Source organism: Xanthomonas sp. NCPPB 3174 (assembly GCF_056725205.1).
Genome location: NZ_CM161517.1, coordinates 167501 through 189508, shown reverse-complemented (window position 1 = coordinate 189508; position 22008 = coordinate 167501). Strand labels below are relative to the sequence as shown.

General features: G+C 69.8%; 14 protein-coding genes and 2 rRNA genes (1 of these 16 running past the window's edge). 11 read left to right on the top strand and 5 right to left on the bottom strand.

The annotated features are described in order from the left end of the window. The first annotated feature begins 3 nt into the window (after positions 1-3). On the top strand, positions 4-2646 hold the full coding sequence (ligD, locus tag AC1PK7_RS00810) for a DNA ligase D (protein WP_481099542.1): 2643 nt from the start codon (positions 4-6) through the stop codon (positions 2644-2646). Between the two features lie 370 nt (positions 2647-3016). Here ligD and AC1PK7_RS00805 read toward each other — a convergent pair whose 3' ends face one another. Beyond that, a complete protein-coding gene (locus AC1PK7_RS00805) occupies positions 3017-4051 on the bottom strand; it encodes an SDR family oxidoreductase (protein ID WP_481099541.1) in 1035 nt (344 codons plus the stop codon). 71 nt (positions 4052-4122) lie between these two features. Then, positions 4123-4356, bottom strand: coding sequence for a hypothetical protein (locus tag AC1PK7_RS00800; RefSeq protein ID WP_481099540.1), 234 nt, complete (start codon positions 4354-4356; stop codon positions 4123-4125). Between the two features lie 139 nt (positions 4357-4495). Between AC1PK7_RS00800 and AC1PK7_RS00795 the strand changes: the two genes are divergently transcribed. Then, positions 4496-4852 (top strand): hypothetical protein, encoded by a 357-nt coding sequence (locus AC1PK7_RS00795; RefSeq protein WP_010342267.1) that lies wholly within the window; start codon positions 4496-4498, stop codon positions 4850-4852. Between the two features lie 45 nt (positions 4853-4897). Here AC1PK7_RS00795 and AC1PK7_RS00790 read toward each other — a convergent pair whose 3' ends face one another. Continuing rightward, positions 4898-6196 carry a DNA topoisomerase IB gene (locus AC1PK7_RS00790; protein WP_481099539.1) on the bottom strand — a complete coding sequence of 433 codons (1299 nt, stop codon included), beginning with the start codon at positions 6194-6196 and terminating at the stop codon, positions 4898-4900. Between the two features lie 220 nt (positions 6197-6416). Here AC1PK7_RS00790 and AC1PK7_RS00785 point away from each other — a divergent pair, with 220 nt between their 5' ends. From AC1PK7_RS00785 to AC1PK7_RS00745, 9 genes are all read left to right on the top strand, one after another. After that, positions 6417-6812 carry an I78 family peptidase inhibitor gene (locus AC1PK7_RS00785; RefSeq protein WP_010342269.1) on the top strand — a complete coding sequence of 132 codons (396 nt, stop codon included), beginning with the start codon at positions 6417-6419 and terminating at the stop codon, positions 6810-6812. 192 nt (positions 6813-7004) lie between these two features. Beyond that, positions 7005-11462 carry a glutamate synthase large subunit gene (gltB, locus tag AC1PK7_RS00780; RefSeq protein WP_481099538.1) on the top strand — a complete coding sequence of 1486 codons (4458 nt, stop codon included), beginning with the start codon at positions 7005-7007 and terminating at the stop codon, positions 11460-11462. 130 nt (positions 11463-11592) lie between these two features. Then, the gene (locus tag AC1PK7_RS00775; protein WP_371184000.1) at positions 11593-13083 is read left to right on the top strand and encodes an FAD-dependent oxidoreductase; all 1491 of its coding nucleotides are present in this window, start codon (positions 11593-11595) and stop codon (positions 13081-13083) included. 417 nt (positions 13084-13500) lie between these two features. Next, positions 13501-14559, top strand: coding sequence for a glycoside hydrolase family 5 protein (locus tag AC1PK7_RS00770; protein WP_481099537.1), 1059 nt, complete (start codon positions 13501-13503; stop codon positions 14557-14559). 273 nt (positions 14560-14832) lie between these two features. Continuing rightward, complete coding sequence (locus tag AC1PK7_RS00765) at positions 14833-15885, top strand: glycoside hydrolase family 5 protein (RefSeq protein WP_481099536.1); 1053 nt, start codon at positions 14833-14835, stop codon at positions 15883-15885. Between the two features lie 185 nt (positions 15886-16070). Further along, positions 16071-17126 (top strand): glycoside hydrolase family 5 protein, encoded by a 1056-nt coding sequence (locus AC1PK7_RS00760; RefSeq protein WP_481099535.1) that lies wholly within the window; start codon positions 16071-16073, stop codon positions 17124-17126. Between the two features lie 104 nt (positions 17127-17230). Continuing rightward, a complete protein-coding gene (locus AC1PK7_RS00755) occupies positions 17231-18106 on the top strand; it encodes a methylglyoxal synthase (protein ID WP_420008503.1) in 876 nt (291 codons plus the stop codon). 153 nt (positions 18107-18259) lie between these two features. Further along, positions 18260-19615, top strand: coding sequence for a substrate-binding domain-containing protein (locus tag AC1PK7_RS00750; RefSeq protein ID WP_481099534.1), 1356 nt, complete (start codon positions 18260-18262; stop codon positions 19613-19615). 368 nt (positions 19616-19983) lie between these two features. Then, the gene (locus AC1PK7_RS00745; RefSeq protein ID WP_481099533.1) at positions 19984-21084 is read left to right on the top strand and encodes an alginate lyase family protein; all 1101 of its coding nucleotides are present in this window, start codon (positions 19984-19986) and stop codon (positions 21082-21084) included. Between the two features lie 189 nt (positions 21085-21273). Here the strand turns inward: AC1PK7_RS00745 and rrf are convergent. Both rrf and AC1PK7_RS00735 read right to left on the bottom strand, forming a co-directional pair. Beyond that, a 5S ribosomal RNA gene (rrf, locus tag AC1PK7_RS00740) occupies positions 21274-21388 on the bottom strand. 154 nt (positions 21389-21542) lie between these two features. After that, positions 21543-22008 (bottom strand): 23S ribosomal RNA (locus tag AC1PK7_RS00735) (it continues 2414 nt past the right edge of the window).

Sequence of the window (22008 nt, the reverse complement as noted above, 5' to 3'; positions counted from 1 at the left end):
GCCATGAGCCTCGCCGACTACCGCCGCAAGCGCCGCTTCGACAAGACCCGCGAGCCGGAGCCGGGCAAGCCGGTGCCGTCGGGGCAGCGGCCGATCTTCGTCGTGCAGCTGCACCACGCCAGCCGCCGCCATTACGATTTCCGACTGCAGGTCGGCGATGCGCTGAAGAGCTGGGCGGTGCCGAAGGGGCCGAGCTACGACCCCAAGGTCAAGCGCATGGCGGTAGAGGTGGAAGACCATCCGCTCGACTACGCCACGTTCGAGGGCGAGATCCCGCAGGGCGAATACGGCGGCGGCCACGTCGCCCAGTTCGATCACGGCGTGTGGAGCAGCGCGGACGATCCGGAGGCGCAACTGGCCAAGGGCCATCTACGCTTCGAACTGTTCGGCGACAAGCTCAAGGGTGGCTGGCACCTGGTGCGCTCGGGCAAGCCGGCGCGGCAGCCGCAGTGGCTGCTGTTCAAGGAGGACGACGCCTTCGCCGGCGACCTGGAGGCCGACGACCTGCTGGCCGATGTCACCGCGGCGCCGGCGCAGGACATCAAACGCGCCGGCGCCGGCAAACCGGACAAGCGCAAGGTCACGGCGGTGGCGCCAGTGCGCAAAGGCCGCCGGACGAACTGGGCCAAGTTGGCCGAGGCGCTGCCGGGCGCGATGCCGGCGGCGGCGCCGGACGGACCGTTCGCGCCGCAGCTGGCCCGGCTGGGCGATGCCCCGCCGCAGGGCGCGCAATGGATCCACGAGATCAAGTGGGACGGCTACCGGATCCTGGCCACCGTCGCCGACGGCGTGGTGCGGCTGTGGTCGCGCAACGCGATCGAATGGACCGACAAGATTCCCGAGATCCGCGATGCCATCGCCGCGCTGGGCCTGCGCTCGGCGGCGCTGGATGGCGAACTGATCGCCGGCAAGGGGACCAAGGAGGACTTCAACCTGCTGCAGGCGGTGCTGTCCGGCGAGCGCCAGGGCAAGTTGGCGTTGGCCCTGTTCGACCTGCTGCATCTGGACGGCATCGACATCGCCGCCGCACCGCTGTCCGAACGCAAGGCGCTGCTGCAGCGGCTGCTGCAGGACGCCGATACGCACCTGGCCTTCAGCTCGCACATCGACGGCGACGGCGACGCCGCGTTCCAGCTCGCTGGCGCGCAGCACTTCGAGGGCATCGTCTCCAAGCGCGCCGACCGCAGCTACCACGGCGGCCGCAGCGACGACTGGCGCAAGACCAAGCAATTGCGCTCGGACGAATTCGCGGTGGTCGGCTACACCGCGCCCAAGGGCAGCCGCAGCGGCTTCGGCTCGTTGCTGCTGGCGCGGCCGGATGCCGAACATGGCTGGCTGTACGTCGGGCGGGTCGGCTCCGGCTTCTCCGATGCCCTGTTGCGCGAGCTGACCGCGCTGATCGGCAAGGCCGGCAGCGCCACGCCCAGTGTGCACGTGCCCACCACCGAGACCGATCTGCGCAGCGCGCGCTGGTTCGCGCCGCGCTTCGTGGTGGAGGTGTTCTACCGCGGCATCGGCGGACAGCAGTTGCTGCGCCAGGCCTCGTTGAAGGCGGTGCGACCGGACAAGGACATCGCCGACCTGGGCGATGCCGACGCACCGGCACCGCGCGCGGCGGCGGCGCGGGTGACGCCGGCGGCCAGGAAAGCCAAGGCAGACGCAACGGCCAAAACAACGAAGGCGACCAAGGTGACGAAGGCTGCGAAGTCGAGCGAAACCAAGACCAGCGGTCCTCGGCGCAGCAAGCGCGACGTCGCGACCACGGGCACCGCGCGCACACCGCCGACGCTGTCCAGCCCGGGCCGCGTGGTCTTCCCCGACATCGGCGCGACCAAGCGCGAGGTGTGGGACTACTACAGCGCGGTGATGGACCACCTGCTGCCGGAGATCGCCGGCCGCCCGCTGTCGATCATCCGCTGCCCGGCCGGCGCCGAACGCGCGTGCTTCTTCCAGAAGCACCACACCGCCGGACTGGAACTGGTGTCGTCGGTGCGGTTGAAGGAAGAGAGCGGCACCCAGGCCGAGTACCTGGTGGTCGAGGATGCCGCCGGGCTGCTGGAGCTGGTGCAGTTCAACGCATTGGAGTTCCACCCGTGGGGCGCGCATGCCGCGTCCCCGGAGCGTGCCGACCGCGTGGTGTTCGACCTGGACCCGGGCCCGGACGTGCCCTTCGCCGAGGTCAAGCGCGCGGCCACCGACATCCGCAAGCTGCTCGCGCAGCTGGAGCTGGAGTCGTTCCTGCGCGTGTCCGGCGGCAAGGGCCTGCACGTGGTGGTGCCGCTGGCGCCGGGCTGCGACTGGGACCTGACCAAGCGCTTCGCCCATGGCTTCGCCGACGCACTGGCGCAGTCGCAACCCGAGCGCTTCCTCGCCACCGCCAGCAAGCGCCTGCGCAACCAGCGCATCTTCGTCGACTATTTGCGCAACGGCCGCGGCGCCACCGCAGTGGCGTCGTATTCGCTGCGCGCCCGCGCCGGCGCGCCGGTGGCGATGCCGCTGGCCTGGAGCGACCTGTCCAAACTGCACCGCGCCGACGCCTTCAAGCTGCGCGACGTCCCCGCCAAGCTGAAACGGCGACGCAAGGATCCGTGGGCCGGCATCGACGCGCTGAAGCAGAACCTGGCGCGCTGGGCCGAAGCGGAGTGAGCAAAGCCCCTCTCCCGTCGGGAGAGGGGTTGGGGGTGAGGGTCCGGCGCGAAGCGACTCGCTGAGATTGAACACGAGCGACCCGCACCCTCATCCGCCCCTGCGGGGCACCTTCTCCCGAGGGGAGAAGGGATCAAAAGCCCCTCTCCCACCGGGAGAGGGGTTGGGGTGAGGGTCCGGCGCGAAGCGACGCGCTGAGATCGAACACGAGCGTCCCGCACCCTCATCCGCCCCTGCGGGGCACCTTCCCCCAAAAAAGGGGGCCATGGTCCCAATGGGAGAAGGGAGTCAAAAGCCCCTCTCCCCTCGGGAGAGGGGTTGGGGTGAGGGTCCGACCGCCAGCCAACTCACCCGCCAACCCACTCACCCACTACCCCGTCGGCCCACCCATCACCGGCAGGATCGCGCCATTGATGTAGCTGGCAGTGATCGGCGAGGCCAGGAACACATACGCCGGCGACAGCTCCTCCGGCTGCGCCGGGCGCCCCATCGGGTTCTGCTTGCCGAACTCGGCCACGTCCTCGGCGGACTTGTCGGCCGGATTGAGCGGCGTCCACACCGGCCCCGGCGCGACCGCGTTGACGCGGATGCCGCGCGGCTGCAACTGGCTGGCCAGGGCCATGGTGAATGCATGGATCGCGCCCTTGGTCGCCGAATAGTCCAGCAGCGACTTGCTGCCGAACAGCCCGGTCTCCGAACCGCTGTTGACGATCGCCGAACCACGCTTGAGATGCGGTAGCGCCGCGCGCGCCATGTGGAAATAGCCGGCGATGTTGGTCTGCAAGGTCTCCTGCAGATGTTCCTCGCTCAGGTCCTCCAGCGCATCGCAATGCAACTGGAAAGCGGCGTTGTTGACCAGCACATCGAGCCCACCGAAGGTGTTGACGGTCTGCGCCACCGCGTCCTCGCAGAACGCTGGATCCTTCACGTCGCCGGCGATGGTGATGCAGCGGCGGCCTTCGTTCTCGACGTGCTGGCGGGTGACCTGCGCATCCTCGTGCTCGTCCAGGTACAGCACCGCCACATCCGCGCCCTCGCGCGCGAACAGCACCGCCACTGCGCGGCCGATGCCCGAGTCGGCACCGGTCACGATCGCGCTCATGCCGCGCAGCTTGCCGCTGCCCAGGTACTCCGGCGCTTCGAAGCGCGGTTGCAGCGCCAACTCGTGCTCGTTGCCCGGCTTGGCCAGGTGCTGCTTGGGCATGCGCTGCGGCTGCTTGCGCGGGCCGGCCTGGCCGGCGTCACCCGGCTTGGCGCGCTTGGGCTTGGGCTTGGCGTCGCCGGCATCGACCGCGCGCTGCAGCGCGCGTTGCTGCTGCACGGTCTTGGCGCTGGACGACGCCACGGTGCTACTGCGCTTGGACGGGGCGGACTTGGTGGCGGCAGGACGCTTGCGGGAGGCCATCGGCAATACTCCGGATGCGGGAGGAGGACGCGGTCGCGCAACCCTCCTCGAAGGGAAGGAACGGGCGTCGCTCAGGCGCGGTCGGCGAGACCGCTGACGCCGGCGTGCTGGGCGCAATGCGCGCAGCAGAACATGCGCTCGCCGGCCTGCACGCCGTGGCCGACGATGCGGCACTCGCAGTGGCTGCACCGCGGGGCGAAGGCGTGGATGGCGCACTCGAACGAATCGAAGGTACCGCTGCGCGCGCCCTGGGTCAGGGTGAAGGCCTGGTCGTAGTCGTTTCCACAGACATCGCAGATGGCCATGATCGGCTCCGGTTGCTGGGGGAATCCCGAGTCTGGCCCCGGCGGCGGCCACGACCGGTGAAACCGCCGGCGCGATCTCTTCATGCGGCGCAAACATGCGCCGCGACAGGCTCGCGCCATCGATCAAAGGAGACGCCCCATGATCCGCCACCCGCTTGCCCGCCTCGCCCCGTTCGCCGCTGTGCTGCTGCTCGGCGCCTGCAGCACCACCCAGGTGGCGCAGGTGCAGCCGATCGACGGCGTCATCTCCGGCCAGTGCCATATCGACAAGGTCCGCGGCGCGGTTGGCCTGGCCGCCTCGCGCATGACCGTCGAACGCGCCCGCGTCGACAGCGACAGCCTCAAGGTGCAGGTGGTCAAGAGCAGCGTCGCCGACAACGGCGCCACCTCCAGCGGCGTGGACAGCGCCAACCGTGGCGCCCGCGAGACCGGCGGCGACCGCCTGACCGTCGAAGTCGGCCCGACCAACAACATCACCACCGTGTATTGCGGCTGATCCGCACCGCGGGGCCGTGCCGCCGCATCCGCGGCGGCGCGGCGCTCAGGCGCGCTTGCGCGCCGCGGGCGCGGCCTTGCGATTGCTGCGGTGACCACTGCCCTGCGTGCTTGCCGCCGCACCCTTGCGCGTGGTCCGCGCGGCTTTGCGCAAGGGCGGCGCCTTGGCCGCGGTACGGCCGGCCGCCTTGGCCGCCTTGCGCGCCGCGGTGCGTGCCCGCCCCAGGTACTTCAGCGTGATCAGATCCCACTGCCGCTCGCCGCGCACGCCCTCGCACAGGCCGTGCAGGCGGCCGCAGCGCCAACCGTCGAACACGCACGGGTCGATATAGGCCTTGCGGCACACCGCCGGGGTGTTGCCGAGCGCCTCGGCCACCTCGCGGATCACCGCGTTCTGCGCCTGCGCCAGCGCGCGCTCGCCGCCGGTGTCGGGCAGCGGCAGCGCGGCCAGCCGTTGCAGCGCGGCGCGGGTGCCGCCCCAGGTGCGGAAGTCCTTGGCGGTGAAGCTCTCACCCATCGCCTCGCGCAGGTAGTCGTTGACCTCGCCCGAATCCACCGGCTGCAGCTGGCCGTCGTCGTCGCGGTACTGGAACAGCGCCTGCCCGGGCAGTTGCTGGCAGCCGCGGATCAGCTTGACCAGGTGCACGTCGTCGACCTCGATGTCGTGCTCCTGGCCGCCCTTGCCGCGGAACTGCAGCCGCGCGCGGCCCCCCTTCACGAAGGCCAGGTGGCGGTTGCGCAGCGTGGTCAGGCCGTAGGAGCGGTTGCTGCGCGCGTATTCGGCGTTGCCCACGCGCACCAGGGTCTCGGCCATCAGCGCCACCACCATCGCCAGCACCTTGTCGCGCGGGTAGCCGGGCAGCGCCATGTCGCGGCGCAGGCGCCGGCGCAACCGCGGCAGCGCCTGGCCGAATGCGACGATGCGCTCGAACTTGCCGTCGCCGCGCACCTGCGCCCAGTCGGCGTGGTAGCGGTACTGCTTGCGCCGGCGCGCGTCGCGGCCGGTGGCCTGCAGATGGCCGTTGTCGCGCGTGCAGATCCACACCTCGGTATAGGCCGGCGGGATCGCCAGTTGGCGGATGCGCTGCAGGGTGGCGGCGTCGCGCACCGCGCTGCCGTCGGGCAGGCGGTAGCCGAACCCCTTGCCGGCACGGCGGCGGACGATGCCCGGCTCCTGGTCGCTGACATAGACCAGGCCGGCGCTGCTGGCGGCCTGGCGGGACTGCCGGGCACGCGCGGCCTCGGCGGCGGCGGTGGAACGGGACTGGATGGACATCGGACCTCCGGAAGCCGGAACCGCGGCCCGCGCCGCCGGTTCCACGAGCCTCGATTGTCGGCAGCGCAACGGCTACGGCACGTGATGCCGGCCGGCTGCAGCGCTTAACGAGTGGCGAACGCGCCATGGCCGATGCTGCCGGCGTTGGAACGTGCGTCGCGCCGCAAGGCCGGATCCCCGTGGCCGGCGCGCCGGGGGCGCCGTTCGCCGCCGGTGGCCCTGGGTGGCCTCAAAGCGCGACGCACGTTCTATGCTTCACGCGTCCTTCCCTCCATCCATAGGAGCCCCGATGAGCAACCTCCTTTCCTCCCGTGCGTCCACGCGTGCCGGCCTGCTCGGCACGGCCTGCCTGGCGCTGGCCCTGGCCGCCTGCGGCGCGCCGCCGCCGGACGAGCAGGAACAGGTGAGCGCCAAGGCCCAGGCCGCCGCGCAGCAGGCCGCCGCGCCGGACCCGGCCAACGCGCCGGACGCGCCGCCGGTGGGCAGCTGCGATGCCTCGCAGGCGCAGGGCCTGGTCGGCCAGACCTTCGCCCCGGCGCTGCTGGACCAGGCGCGCAGCGATACCGGCGCCAAGACCGCCCGCGTGCTCAAGCCGAACCAGGCGGTGACCATGGAGTTCAACGGCGAACGGCTGAACATCGAGGTCGACGAAAAGAACCAGATCACCGGCGTTCGCTGCGGCTGAGGCGCCGCCAGCGGCCCTGGTGCGGCGGCGGCGGCAACGCCGCCGCCAGCCCTGAAGTTGCAGGTGTAACGGTGTATTGCGGCACCGCACCAACTATGTTTTAGTCGGGATTCCGGTGACCTCAAGAAGCGCTCCAGGACAGAGCGGGGGCGAGTGTCGCCGCGTTCCTTCGGATCGCTTTCAGAGGCAGACATGGCCCCCCGCAACCGCCACGGGCTCTACGACCCCCAAGACGAGCGCGATGCCTGTGGTTTCGGCATGGTCGCGCAACTCGACGACCAACCTTCGCGGGCGCTGGTGGATACCGCCATCGCCGCGCTGTCGCGCATGACCCACCGCGGCGGCGTCGCCGCCGACGGCCTCACCGGCGACGGCTGCGGCCTGCTGATCCGCAAACCCGAGCCGTTCCTGCGCGCGCTGGCGCGCGAGGCCGGCCTGAGCGTCGGCGCGCGCTTCGCCGCCGGCAACGTGTTCCTGCCGCGCGACGATGCCGATGCCGCCACGCGCTGCCGCCAGGTGCTGGAAGAGGAACTGCGTCGGGTCGGCGCGCAGCCATGCGGCTGGCGCCTTACCCCCACCGACGATGCGGTGTGCGGGCAACTGGCCAAGGACACCCTGCCGCGCATCGAGCAGGTGTTCGTCGACGCCGGCGCCGAGCAGGGCGAGGACGCCTTCGCCCTGGCCCTGTTCCTGGCGCGCCGCCGCGCCGAGCAGCGCCTGCGCGAGGTCGCCGATTTCTACGTCACCACGCTCTCGCCCAACGGCATCAGCTACAAGGGCATGGTGCTGCCGGACAAGCTCAGCACCTTCTACCCGGACCTGCAGCGCAACGACCTGGCCTCCAGCGCCATCGTGTTCCACCAGCGCTTCTCCACCAACACGCTGCCGCGCTGGCCGCTGGCGCATCCGTTCCGCCTGCTCGCGCACAACGGCGAGATCAACACCATCGAGGGCAACCGGCACTGGGCGCAGGCGCGCAGCAAGGTGTGGAAGACCCCGCGCTTCGACATCGCCGAGTTCGACCCGGTGATCTCCATGCACGGCTCCGATTCGCAGAGCCTGGACAACATGCTCGAGCTGCTGGTCGCCGGCGGCATGGACCTGCTGCAGGCGCTGCGCATCCTGGTGCCGCCGGCCACGCAGTCGCTGGAGTTCAAGGACGCCGACCTGGCCGCGTTCTACGAGTTCTACGGCCTCAACACCGAGCCGTGGGACGGCCCGGCCGGCATCGTCGCCTGCGACGGCCGCTACGCCGCCTGCATGCTCGACCGCAACGGCCTGCGCCCGGCGCGTTGGATGCTAACCTCCGATCGGCACTTCCTGGTGGCCTCCGAAGCCGGCGTGTGGGAACTGCCTGCCGAGCGCGTCACCCGCAAGGGCAAGCTCGGCCCCGGCGAGATGATGGCCATCGACCTCAAGCGCGGCGACCTGCTCGATTCCGATGCCATCGACCGCATCAACCGCGGCCGCGCCCCGTACAAGCAGTGGCTGCAGCAGGGCGTGACCTACCTGCAGACCGAACTGATCGACCCCTCGCTGGTCGAGGAGCCGTTCGACGAGCGCACCCTGCGCAGTTACCACAAGCTGTTCCAGCTCAGCACCGAGGAAGTGGAGCAGGTGCTGCGGCCGCTGGCCGAGACCGAGCAGGAAGCCACCGGCTCGATGGGAGACGACACCCCGATGGCGGTGCTCAGCCGCCACACCCGGCCGCTGTACGACTACTTCCGCCAGGCCTTCGCGCAGGTCACCAACCCGCCGATCGACCCGCTGCGGGAAGACTGCGTGATGTCGCTGACCACCCAGCTCGGCAAGGAGACCAACATCTTCCATGCCGGCCCGGAGACGGTGAACCACGTCATTCTCAACTCGCCGGTGCTCAGCCAGCGCAAGCTGCGGCAGTTGCTGAAGATGCCGCAGTACCAGACCCGCAACGCGCAGATCGACCTGTCCTACAGCGTCGAGGAAGGCCTGGAGGCCGGCCTCAAGCGCATCTGCGCCGAGGCCGAACAGGCCGCGCGCGACGGCAAGGTCATGCTGCTGCTGACCGACCGCTACCCGGTGCCGGAACGGCCGATGGCGCATGCGCTGCTGGCCACCGGCGCGGTGCACCACCACCTCTCGCGGGCCGGCCTGCGCTGCGACGTCAACCTGATCATCGAGACCGGCACCGCGCGCGATCCGCACCACATGGCCTGCCTGCTCGGCTTCGGCGCCACCGCGGTGTATCCGTACCTGGCCTACCAAACCCTGTTCGACCTGGGCCGGCGCGGCATCCTGCTGCTCAAGAGCGGCGGCGAGCAGACCCAGATCGGCCGCAAGTACCGCAAGGGCATCTACAAGGGCCTGTCCAAGATCATCTCCAAGATGGGCATCTGCACCATCGCCAGCTACCGCGGCGCGCAGCTGTTCGAGATCGTCGGGCTGGATCCGGACGTGGTGGCGCTGTGCTTCCCGGACACCGCCGCGCGCATCGGCGGCGTCGGCCTGGCGCGGCTGGACACCGAGGCGCGGCAGCTCGCCGCGCGCGCCTGGAACGACCTGCTCAAGCCGGAAGTGGGCGGCCTGCTCAAGTACGTGCACGGCGGCGAGTACCACATGTACAACCCGGACGTGGTGCTGACCCTGCAGCGCGCCACCCGCAGCGGCCTGCAGGCCGACTGGGACGCCTACGCCGCCGCGGTGCACGGGCGCCCGGCCTCCGCCCTGCGCGACCTTCTGCAGCTCAAGCGCGCGGCCACGCCGACGCCGCTGGACGAGGTCGCCCCGGCCGAGGACCTGCTGCGCCGCTTCGACACCGCCGCGATCAGCCTCGGCGCGCTGTCGCCGGAGGCGCACGAGGCGCTGGCGATCGCGATGAACCGCCTCGGCGGGCGCAGCAACTCCGGCGAAGGCGGCGAAGACCCGGCGCGCTACGGCACCGAGAAGCGCTCCAAGATCAAGCAGGTGGCGTCCGGCCGCTTCGGCGTCACCCCCGAATACCTGGTCAACGCCGAGGTGCTGCAGATCAAGGTCGCACAGGGCGCCAAGCCCGGCGAAGGCGGCCAGTTGCCCGGGCACAAGGTCAACGAACTGATCGCGCGGCTGCGCTACGCCAAGCCGGGCATCGGCCTGATCTCGCCGCCGCCGCACCACGACATCTACTCGATCGAAGACCTGGCGCAGCTGATCTACGACCTCAAGCAGGTCAATCCGAGCGCGCTGGTGTCGGTGAAGCTGGTCAGCCATGCCGGCGTGGGCACCATCGCCGCCGGCGTGGTCAAGGCCGGCGCCGACCTGATCACCGTGTCCGGCCACGACGGCGGCACCGGCGCCAGCCCGGTCAGTTCGATCCGCTACGCCGGCGTGCCGTGGGAGCTGGGCGTGGCCGAATCGCACCAGGCGCTGGTCGCCAACGACCTGCGCGCGCGCACCATCCTGCAGACCGACGGTGGCCTGAAGACCGGCCTGGACGTGGTCAAGGCGGCGATCCTGGGCGCGGACAGCTTCGGCTTCGGCACCGGGCCGATGATCGTGCTCGGCTGCAAGTACCTGCGCATCTGCCACCTCAACAACTGCGCCACCGGCGTGGCCACCCAGGACGAGCGCCTGCGCGCCAACCACTTCGTCGGCCTGCCCGAGCGCGTGGAGAACTTCTTCCGGCTGCTGGCCGAGGAAGTGCGGCAGTGGCTGTCGTACCTGGGCGTGCGCTCGCTGGACGAGATCGTCGGCCGTACCGAACTGCTGCAGCAACTGGACATCTCGCCGCGCGAAGGCGTGCGCGTGGACCTGTCGCGGCTGCTCAAGGACGTGCGCCACGACGGCGGCCACTGCGCCGCGCAGCGCCTGTACGAATCGCCGGACAGCCTGGCCACGCAGATGGACGGCCTGCTCGCCGACGCCATCGCGCACAAGCGCGGCGGCGACCATCGCTTCCTGATCCACAACACCGACCGGTCGATCGGCGCGCGCCTGTCCGGCGCCATCGCCCGCGTCCACGGCAACCACGGCATGGCCGATGCGCCGCTGACCCTGCGCTTCCGCGGCTCGGCCGGACAGAGTTTCGGCGCGTTCAACGCCGGCGGCCTGCACCTGGAACTGGAAGGCGAGGCCAACGACTACGTCGGCAAGGGCATGGCCGGCGGCCGCCTGGTGGTGCGCCCGCCGCGCGGCGCGCGCTTCGAGGCGCGCAGCACCGCGATCATCGGCAACACCTGCCTGTACGGCGCCACCGGCGGCGAGCTGTACGCCGCCGGCCGCGCCGGCGAGCGCTTCGCGGTGCGCAACTCCGGCGCGCTGGCGGTGATCGAGGGCGCCGGTGACCACTGCTGCGAGTACATGACCGACGGCATCGTGCTGGTGCTGGGCAAGGTCGGCCTGAACTTCGGCGCCGGCTTCACCGGCGGCCTGGCCTACGTGCTCGACGTGGACCGCGACTTCGTCGACCGCTACAACCACGAACTGATCGACATCCACCGCATCTCCGCCGAAGGCTTCGAGAGCCACCGCCAGCACCTGCACAAGCTGATCAGCCGCCACCGCGAACTGACCGGCAGCATCTGGGCGCAGCAGATCCTCGACGAGTTCCGCGACTACGTCGGCAAGTTCTGGCTGGTCAAACCGAAGGCGGCGAGCATCGAGTCGTTGACCGAGTCGCTGCGCCGAGCCGCCTGATGGCGGCACGCCGCAGCGACGGGATTGGGGAGTCGGGATTCGGGATTGGTAAAAGCAATCCCGCATCGGATCCGACGCCAGTCCTCCGCTTTCTCGAATCCCCAATCCCCAATCCCGAATCCCCGCCCCTATGAGCCGCAAACACGCCTTCCAGTTCCTCGACCTGCCGCGGCAGATGCCGCAGCGTATCCCGGTGGAACTGCGTACCTCCGGCGACTGGAACGAGCTGTACGGCAAGTTCGACAAGGCCGATGCGCAGTACCAGGCCGGGCGCTGCCTGGATTGCGGCAACCCGTACTGCAGCTGGAAGTGCCCGGTGCACAACGCCATCCCGCAGTGGTTGCAACTGGTGCAGGAGAACCGCATCGAGGAAGCCGCGGCGCTGTGCCACAGCACCAATCCGCTGCCGGAAGTGTGCGGGCGGGTGTGCCCGCAGGACCGCCTGTGCGAAGGCAGCTGCACGCTGGAGGAGTTCGGCGCGGTCACCATCGGCGCGGTCGAGAAGTACATCGTCGATACCGCGCTCAACAACGGCTGGCGCCCGGACCTGAGCCAGGTCGAACCCACCGGCAAGCGCGTGGCGGTGATCGGCGCCGGTCCGGCCGGGCTCAGCTGCGCCGACCGCCTGGCCCGCGCCGGCATCCAGGCGGTGGTGTACGACCGCTACGAGCAGATCGGCGGCCTGCTGCAGTTCGGCATCCCCAGCTTCAAGCTGGACAAGAGCGTGATCGGCAAGCGCCGCGAGGTGCTCGAAGGCATGGGCGTGCAGTTCCGCCTGGGCGTGGAGATCGGCCGCGACGTGAGCCTGGAACAGCTGCTCGGCGAGTACGACGCGGTGTTCCTGGGCACCGGCGCCTACCGCTACACCGACGGCGGCCTGCCCGGCCAGGACCTGCCCGGCGTGCTGCCGGCGCTGCCGTTCCTGGTGCAGAACAGCCGCATCGTCGGCGGCAACGATCCCTGGGGCCGACCGATCGCCGGCTGGGAAGACAAGATCGCGCTGCCCGACCTGAGCGGCAAGCGCGTGGTCGTGCTCGGCGGCGGCGACACCGGCATGGATTGCGTGCGCAGCGCGATCCGCCTCGGTGCGGCCAAGGTCACCTGCGCCTACCGCCGCGACGAGGCCAACATGCCCGGCTCGGCGCGCGAAGTGGCCAATGCGCGCGAGGAAGGCGTGCGCTTCCTGTTCAACCGCCAGCCGCTGGCGGTGGAAGCCGATGCCGCCGGCAACCTGGTCGGCGTGCGCGTGGTGCAGACCCGTCTGGGCGAGCCGGATGCGCGCGGGCGCCAGGCCGCGGTGCCGGTGGAAGGCAGCGAATCGCTGCTGGACGCGGACGTGGTGATCATCGCCTTCGGCTTCTCGCCGAGCGTGCCGGAGTGGCTGGCGGCGCAGGGCGTGGAAGGCACCGCCAACGGCCGCATCCTCGCCGGCGGCGGCGAGTCCGACGGCAGCGGCCGCCTGCCGTACCAGACCACCAACCCGAAGCTGTTCGCCGGGGGCGACGCCGTGCGCGGCGCCGACCTGGTGGTGACCGCCGTGGCCGAAGGCCGCGATGCCGCGGCCAGCATCGCCGAATGGATCGGCAACCGCCTGCCGGTGACGACCCAGGCAGCCGCCTGAGCTCCCCGCCCGGACTTCGACAGAAGTCGGGCGTTCGGGACGACGGCGACGGCAAACCTTGCGGGATCGGCGGAAGCGGCCGAAGGCGGCATCCTCGGCCCCACTCCGCCAGCACGTGCCGGGAACATGCTGCGCGCAGGGTCGCTGGTCGTGACGAACACCCCCGCTCTGCCATCGCTGCACGCCCGGGCAGGCGGGCATCGCGACCGCGATCACGCCGCCACTGCCAGTTGCACCACGCGCGCGCAGTGATGCCGGCTGGCGTCCGCGCACGGCCTGTCTGTTCCAGGTGAATGCCCGGCTAACACGGGTGCGTCCAGGCTGGCGATCATGGGGGCGATCCTTGCACGCTTGCGCCTGCCGTCCCGCACTCCCCCGAGCGGGCGGCGCTCCCCCTTCACTCCAGGAAGCTCCCCCATGTCGCTTTCCTCGTCGTGTTCCCCGCGCTGGCGTTCCCTGCCGCTGGCGCTGCTGCTCGCCACCGTCGCCTGCAACGCTGCCGCCGAAGGCCGCAGCGTGCTCAAGTACGCCGGCGTCAACCTGTCCGGCGCCGAGTTCAACTCCGGCAAGAAGCCCGGCGTGCTGTACAAGGACTACACCTACCCCACCGCCAGCGACTACAGCTACTTCGCCAGCAAGGGCATGAACACCATCCGCCTGCCGTTCCTGTGGGAACGCCTGCAGCCCACCGCCAAGGGCGAGTTCGACCCGGCGCAACTGGCGCTGTTGAAGAAGGCGGTGGAGCAGGCCAAGGCCAACCGCATGTACCTGATCCTGGATCCGCACAACTACGCCAAGTACAACGGCGCGCTGGTCGGCAGCGAGGGTGCCCCCGACGACGTGTTCGCCGATCTGTGGCGGCGCCTGGCGAAAGAGTTCAAGGGCGACGACAACGTCATCTTCGGGCTGATGAACGAGCCCAACGCGGTGTCCTCGACCGACTGGGCCAGCGCGGCGCAGGCGGCGATCGACGCCATCCGCAAGGCCGGCGCCAACAATCTGATTCTGGTGCCGGGCACCGCCTACACCGGCGCGCACAGCTGGCGCAGCACCGCCTACGGCACGCCCAACGCGGTCGCGCTGCAGCCGCTGAAGGATCCGCGCAACCACATGGCGTTCGAAGCGCACCAGTACCTGGACCGCGACAACAGCGGCACCAAGGGCGAGTGCGTCAGCGCCACCGCCGGCGCCGAGAAGCTGGCCGGATTCGTCAGCTGGTTGCGCGAGAACAAGAAGGTCGGCTTCATCGGCGAGTTCGCCACCGCGAATACGCCCACCTGCAATGAGGCGCTGGAGAACATGCTCAGCTACATGCAGAAGAACGACGACGTGATCCTGGGCTGGACCTGGTGGGCGGCCGGCGCATGGTGGAAGCCCGACTATCCGTTCAACGTGCAGCCCGGCAAGGACGGCAGCGAGAAGCCGCAGATGCCGATCCTGTCCAAGTACGCGCGCCAGATCACCGGCAAGAAGTGAGCCGCCGTTGCCGGCGCCGCATGCCGGCAACACCTTGCGCATCCCCGCACCTCGGCGTGCAGCGTCGGCGACGGCGCGCCAGGCACAGCGCATGCAGCGCGATCCAGTACCGGATCGCGCTGCCAATCGCCGCACAGATCCATGCATGCGCGCCTGCGACGTATCGCCCTGACCTGGCCAATGCACTACGGTGTCCGCACACCGTTGTCATCAGCCCGGTCTGCCCTGTTTCCATCGGCCGGGTTCCCCCTCTGATGCCGAAGGAGATCCAGCATGATCGCGCGCACCTTGCGGCGGCGGTCGCGGCACGCCTGGCGTGCCGCGCTGCTGCTGTACCTGTCCGTTCCGCTCGTCCCGTTGCACGCGCAGCAAGCGCTGCGTCTTGCCGGCGTCAACCTCTCCGGCGCCGAGATCGCGCCGTCGAAGATTCCCGGTGTCGTCGGTGTCGACTACACCTATCCGCGCAGCAGCGACTACACCTATTTCGCCGGCAAGGGCATGAACCTGCTGCGCCTGCCGGTGCGCTGGGAACGCCTGCAGCCGCAGCCGCAAGGGCCACTGGACGCCGCGCAACTGGCGTTGCTCGACGACGCCGTGCAGCAGGCCAAGGCGCAGGGCATGTACGTGATCGTGGACATCCACAACTACGCGCGCTACGACGGCCGCCTCGTCGGCAGCACCGGCCTGCCGGTCGCTGCCTTCGTCGACCTGTGGCAGCGTCTGGCGCGCGCCTACGGCAGCGACAATGCGGTGGTGTTCGGGCTGATGAACGAGCCCAACGGCATCACGCCGGCCGCGTGGGCCGCCGCTGCGCAGGCCGCGGTCGATGCGATCCGCGCCACCGGCGCCAGCAACCTGATCCTGGTGCCGGGCGCGCTGTGGACCGGCGCGCATAGCTGGTACACGCCGGTGGGCGGCACCTCGAACGCCAGCGCGCTGGCCGCGCTGCACGACCCGCTGCAGCGCATGGCGATCGAAGTGCACCAATACCTCGATGCCGACTCCAGCGGCACCAGCCCGGTCTGCGTCAGCGACGACATCGGCGTCGAACGCCTGCGTGCGTTCACCGGATGGTTGCAGGAGACCGGCCACCTCGGCTTCCTCGGCGAATTCGCCGCCGCCGACAATCCGGTGTGCCGGCGCGCGCTCGATGGCATGCTCTCCGACATCGCCCAGCACCAGACGCTGTGGCTGGGCTGGAGCTATTGGGCAGGCGGCGCCTGGTGGCGCGCCGACTATCCGTTCAATGTGGAGCCCGACGCCGACGGCCACGACCGTCCGCAGATGGCGATCCTCGCGCCCTGGGCGCAGCGCATCACGCGCTGAGCGCGGCACCGCCAGAGCGACGAACGCGCACAGCGCCGCGCGCGAACGCATGACGTGCGACGTGCAATGCGTCGCACATTTCCCACGACGACGATCGCTCTGGCATGGCGGTTGCAGCGTTGTGCACGGCCGCGCACGCCGCATCGCGGCGGCGCCTGCCGCTCTTCCCCACGAAAGGATCCGCCATGCCACGCATGACCCGTGTTTCCCGTTCCCCGCAGTGGCGGCAGCGCGCCGCGCTGTGCCTGCTCCTGGCCGCCTGCGCGCCGTTCGCCCACGCACAACAGACGCTGCGCTACGCCGGCATCAATCTTGCCGGCGCCGAATTCAACTCGGCGAAAAAGCCGGGCGTGCTGTTCAAGGACTATGTGTATCCCACCGACGCCGACTATGCGTACACCGCAGTGCAGGGCATGAACATCGTGCGCCTGCCGTTCCTGTGGGAGCGGCTGCAGCCGCAGGCCGGCGGGCCGCTCGATGCGGCACAACTCGACGCCCTGCGCACCGCCGTCGAACGCGCCAAGCGCTACGACCTGCAACTGATCCTCGACGTGCACAACTACGCCAAGTACGACGGCGTGCGCATCGGCGGCGACGCGGTGCCGGCGGCGGCACTGGCCGATCTGTGGCGGCGCCTGGCGCTGGTGTTCGGCAAAGACAGCAGCGTGGTGTTCGGGCTGATGAACGAGCCCAACGGCCTCGCCTCCGGCGACTGGGCCGCCATCGCGCAGGCGGCCATCGACGCGATCCGCGGCACCGGCGCCGGCAACCTGATCCTGGTGCCCGGCACCGCCTTCAGCGGCGCGCACAGCTGGAACAGCACCTGGTACGGCGTGTCCAACGCACAGGGGTTGCTCACGGTCCACGACCCGGCCGGCAACCTGGCGTTCGAGGTGCACCAGTACCTGGACGCCGACTCCTCCGGCACCAGCGCCGCCTGCGTCAGCACCAGCATCGGCGCGGAACGCCTGCAAGCGTTCACCCAATGGCTGCGCGCCAACGGCTATCGCGGCTTCCTCGGCGAGTTCGGCGGCAGCAGCGACCCCACCTGCCTGGCCGCGCTGGACACCATGCTCGGCTACGTCCACGACAACGGCGACGTCTGGCTGGGCTGGACCGCCTGGGCCGGCGGCGCGTGGTGGCGCAGCGACTACGCGTTCAACCTGCAGCCGGACAAGAGCGGCGCCGACAAGCCGCAGATGGACGTACTGGCGGTGCGTGCGCAGCAAGTGACGCAGTGACCGCGGCAACGCCGGGTCCGCAGTGGCGGCCCGGCGCTCGCGGCGATTGAGTCGACACCGCCATCGGGCGCAGACTGTCGCACCTTTCCCGCACGGATCGACGCATGCGCCTGGGCCTGGCCGCCAACCGACTGCACCACCAGGGCAAGGATGCCGCGCTGTTCCGCTGGCTGCGCGCCAGCGAAGCCGGTATCCGCGAATTGCAGCTCGGCCTGCACGCGGTCGGCCGTACCCACGAGGCGATCGTTCGTGCCGGCCTGCTGGCCGGCCATGCCGGCCTCAGGCGCTACCCGTTCGGCCGCGAGGGCGGACTGATGAAGCTGGTGGCCGAGGTCGTGGGCCTGGAAGGCGCCGAGCGGACCCTGGACGGTGCCATCTACCTGATCGATCCGGTCGACCCGTCCTCGATCTTCCCCGAGGCGATCGCGCTCAAGCGCCAGTGCGTGATCCACGGCAAGCCGTTCATTTCCACCGTGGCCAGCGCCCGCGACTGGGTCGAGATGGAGCGCATCCACGCCGCGTTGCCACCGGATCCCGGCGCCGACGATCTCTACGCGCTGCCGCGGCAGACCCTGGCGCTGATCGCCCATGATGCGATGAAGCCGCAGATGCTGGCCTTCGCCAGCGAACATTTCGACCTGCTGTCGCGCTTCGCCGAGCGCGTGGCCACCGGCACCACCGGGCAGCGGCTCAACGAACTGGCCTGGAGCCGCGGCTGGCCGCAGGGCCAGGACTGGGTGCACCGCTACCAGAGCGGTCCGATGGGCGGCGACGCGCAGATCGCCGATCGCGTCCTGGAACGGCGCTGCCACCGCGCGATCTTCTTCGAGGATCCACACGTCGCGCGTCAGCACGAGGCCGACATCCAGTTGCTGGAACGCGCGGTCACCACGGTCACCGACAGCGCCGTGTGCATCACCTCGCCGGCGATCGCCGCGCGCTGGGCGCAGGCCGCCGAACGCCGGCTCGGATCGGCCTGAGGTTCGACGGTCCCGCGCGATCGCGTCGCGCGTTGACCGTCTGCAGGACACGCCGCGACGCGGCAGTGTCGTGCGTGACCATGCGCACAGTCACTGCGATGTCACGCCGATCGCCAACACTGCCGCGCCTGTCCAGATCCCAGGGGGGATCCCATGTTGCGTTTCACCCTGCGCCTGCTGCTGCTCGGCGCGGCGATGCTGTGCGCGTTACCGGCCGCGTCCGCACAACCGGCCGAACGCCTGCGCGTGCACGGCTCCAACAGCCTCGGCGCGCGCCTGATGCCGGCGCTGGTGGAATCCTGGCTGCAGAGCATGGGCTACCGACAACTGCAACGGCATCGCGTCGATGCGACGACGCTGGAGATCGCCGCGGTCCGCGACGAGGCGCCGCTGGTGGTGGAGATCACGGGCACCGGCGCGGCCGCCGGCTTCGCCGACCTGGTGCATGGCGACGCCGAACTGGCGATGCTGGCGCGCCAGCCCGATGCGCACGAACGCGAGGCCGCCTGGCAGCTCGGCGACCTGGGATCGCCGGACCAGCAGTTCGTCGTCGCCCTGGATGGCGCACGGGTGCTGGTCGCCGCAGACAACCCCATCGCCACGCTGAGTGTCGCGCAACTGCGCGACATCCTCAGCGGCCGGACGACGCGCTGGTCGCAACTCGGCGGCACGGACCTGCCGATCGCATTGCACCGCAGTGCCATTCCCGGCGGTCTCGACGACTTCCTGCGCGAACGCCTGACGCTGACGGCGCTGCGCACGCCGGGGAACGTCCTGCACGCGGACCTGGCCGAGGCGGCACGCGCCGTCGCCGGCCATCCCGACGCCTTGGCGGTCGTCGGCCTGACCACGCCGGTGCCGGCCGGGGCGCGCGCGCTGGCCATCGCCGACGGCGGTATCGCCGTACTCCCGACCGACGCCGCCGTGCGCGGCGAGGACTATCCGCTGGTCCAGCGCTACAGCCTGTACGGCGGCCAGATGATGTCGGCGCTTGGCCGCAGCCTGGCGCTGTACGCGATCGGCCCGCAGGCGCAACGGGTGGTGCGCCGACTCGGCCCGATCGCCATGACGATCGACGTCGATCCGGCCACGCCGCATGGCGCCACCGCCGCTGGCCGCACGGACGGCGCCTATGTCCAGGCCAGCGTCGGCGCCCGGCGCCTGACCACCACGTTGCGTTTCAGCCTGCAGTCGCTCAATGGCATGTACGAAGCGCGCAGCGCACAGGATCTCGACCGGCTGGTCGCCTTCATGCAACAGCCAGCGATGCACGGCCGCGCCCTGGCGGTGATCGGCTTCGCCACACCGGACAGCGCCAACCGGCTGTACCCGACCATCGCCAGCAACGACCGCGCCGACGTGGTCGCCGCCTACCTGGTGCAACGCGGTGTCGCGGTGGAACGGGTACGCGGTCTCGGCGCACTGCGTCCGCTGATCGGCGGTGAGGACGCGGCGGCCAAGGCACGCAACGAACGCGTCGAAGTGTGGTTGCTGGATCGGGCGCGATAGGACAGTCCGAGCGTGGTTGCGGCCGGTTAGGTACGACGTCGCTCGACCGCTCATCCCCTTCGGAACCTTTCCCCGAAAAGCAAGCCATGGTCCCGAGAGGAGAAGGAAAGGCCAAAGCCCCTCTCCCGTCGGGAGAGGGGTTGGGGTGAGGGTACGGAGCGCCCTCGCCGGCGGAAGATGGGAGGTTAGCGTGTCAGGCATTGGCAGCCGCGCACACGTGACGCCGCGCTGGCGCCGATACGACCCGTCGTCATCCGCGCACCGGCGAGCGCATGCTGGCGACCATGCTCCGGACTCAGGCCATCCGGCGTTCACCGCTTCGCGCCTACAGTCGCCCGACACCCTCGCCAGCGCTTCCGGAGATCGCCATGCCTCGTCCATCGCACGCCGTTCTCGGCGTAGTGCTTGCCGGATTCGCGTTGACGCACAGCACGCCCGCCGCCGCGGTGCAGCGGCTGTGGCCGACCGCAGCGCAATGGCAACAGTTGCACGCATCGGCTTCAACCGATGCAGCCTGGCGCGAGATCGAGGCGGCGCAGGCCCGGCTGGCCGATGCGGCGCGGACACAAGGTGCGCACCCGCTCGACACCCTGAGCACCGGCGGCCGCCTGCGCGGCGATCCAGTGAAGGCGGCGACCGAGACCAGCCTGGGCGACATGCCGCGCATCCAGGCGCTGGCGCTGCGCTACGCCCTGGACGGCGAGCGCGCCGACGCCCTGGTCGCCGGCGACCAGCTCGCGCAATGGGCCGCGCACAATGTGCCCAACGGCAATCCGATCGACGAGACCGGGCTGGAACCGGCGATCTTCGCTTACCGCATCGTGCGCCCGGCGCTGCCGGACGCACGACGCCACGCCATCGACGCGTGGATGCGCAAGATCGCCGATGCCGAAATCGGCTCGCGCGACCTCAAGCGCAAGACCGCCACCAATAACTGGCACAGCCACCGGCTGAAGACCGTGGGCATGATCGGCGCCGCGCTCGACGATACCCGGCTACTGGACTACGCCCGCACCGGCTTTCGCCAGCAGATCGCCGACAACCTGCTGCCCGACGGCCGCAGCATCGACTTCGTCGAACGCGATGCGCTGTCCTATCACGTCTACGACCTGCGTCCGCTGGTGACGCTGGCACTGCTGTTCTCCGAACGCGGCGAGGATCTGTACCACTGGCGCGCACCGAACGGCGCATCGCTGGCACGCAGCGTCGACTGGCTGCTGCCGTATGTGCGCGGCGACCGCAGCCACGCCGAGTTCGTCGGCAGCCAGGTGCCGTTCGACAAAGCCCGCTCTGCCAACGGGGAAGCGGGCCACGTGATCGGCGCGCCATACGCGGCCGAGAGCGCGGTGCCGCTGCTGGTGCTTGCGGCGGCCTACGATCCTGCTTGTGCCGGCCTGGCCCAACACCTCGGCCACGGCACGCCGTCCTGGCGCCTGGCGATCAGCACCTTGCCGGATTCGAAGCGCTAGCCCCGTATCCGCCCTGCCTAGCCCCTTCTTCCGCGGGGCAGGGAACCAAGCCCCTCTCCCCCCGGGAGAGGGGTTGGGGTGAGGGTAAGGCGCGCAACACCCGTGTGTCATGTCGCCGCGGGGTCGGGTCGTTTTTTCCAGGCGCAATAAAAAATCCCCGTCCTTTCGGACGGGGATTTGGGGTAAAGCCCCTGGCGATGACCTACTCTCGCATGGCTTGAGCCACACTACCATCGGCGCAGCTGCGTTTCACTTCCGAGTTCGGGATGGGATCGGGTGGTTCCACAGCGCTAATTTCACCAGGGAGACGGTTGGAGTGTCGCCGCGTGCGTGTTCTCGGTTGTTGGACCGAGGACGGCAGGGCGCCAGCCTCTCATGGGGTGTGATGTAGCGAGCGAGTGAGAGCGATCGACGTGTGTCGCGCTAAGGGATGCTTCGAGGAAGCATCTTGAGGTTATATGGTCAAGCCGCACGGATCATTAGTATCAGTTAGCTCAATGCATTGCTGCACTTACACACCTGACCTATCAACCACGTAGTCTACATGGTTCCTTTAGGGGACTTGTGTCCCGGGAGATCTCATCTTGAGGCGCGCTTCCCGCTTAGATGCTTTCAGCGGTTATCGCTTCCGAACATAGCTACCCGGCAATGCCACTGGCGTGACAACCGGAACACCAGAGGTTCGTCCACTCCGGTCCTCTCGTACTAGGAGCAGCCCCTCTCAAATCTCCAACGCCCATGGCAGATAGGGACCGAACTGTCTCACGACGTTCTGAACCCAGCTCGCGTACCACTTTAAATGGCGAACAGCCATACCCTTGGGACCGACTACAGCCCCAGGATGTGATGAGCCGACATCGAGGTGCCAAACACCGCCGTCGATATGAACTCTTGGGCGGTATCAGCCTGTTATCCCCGGAGTAC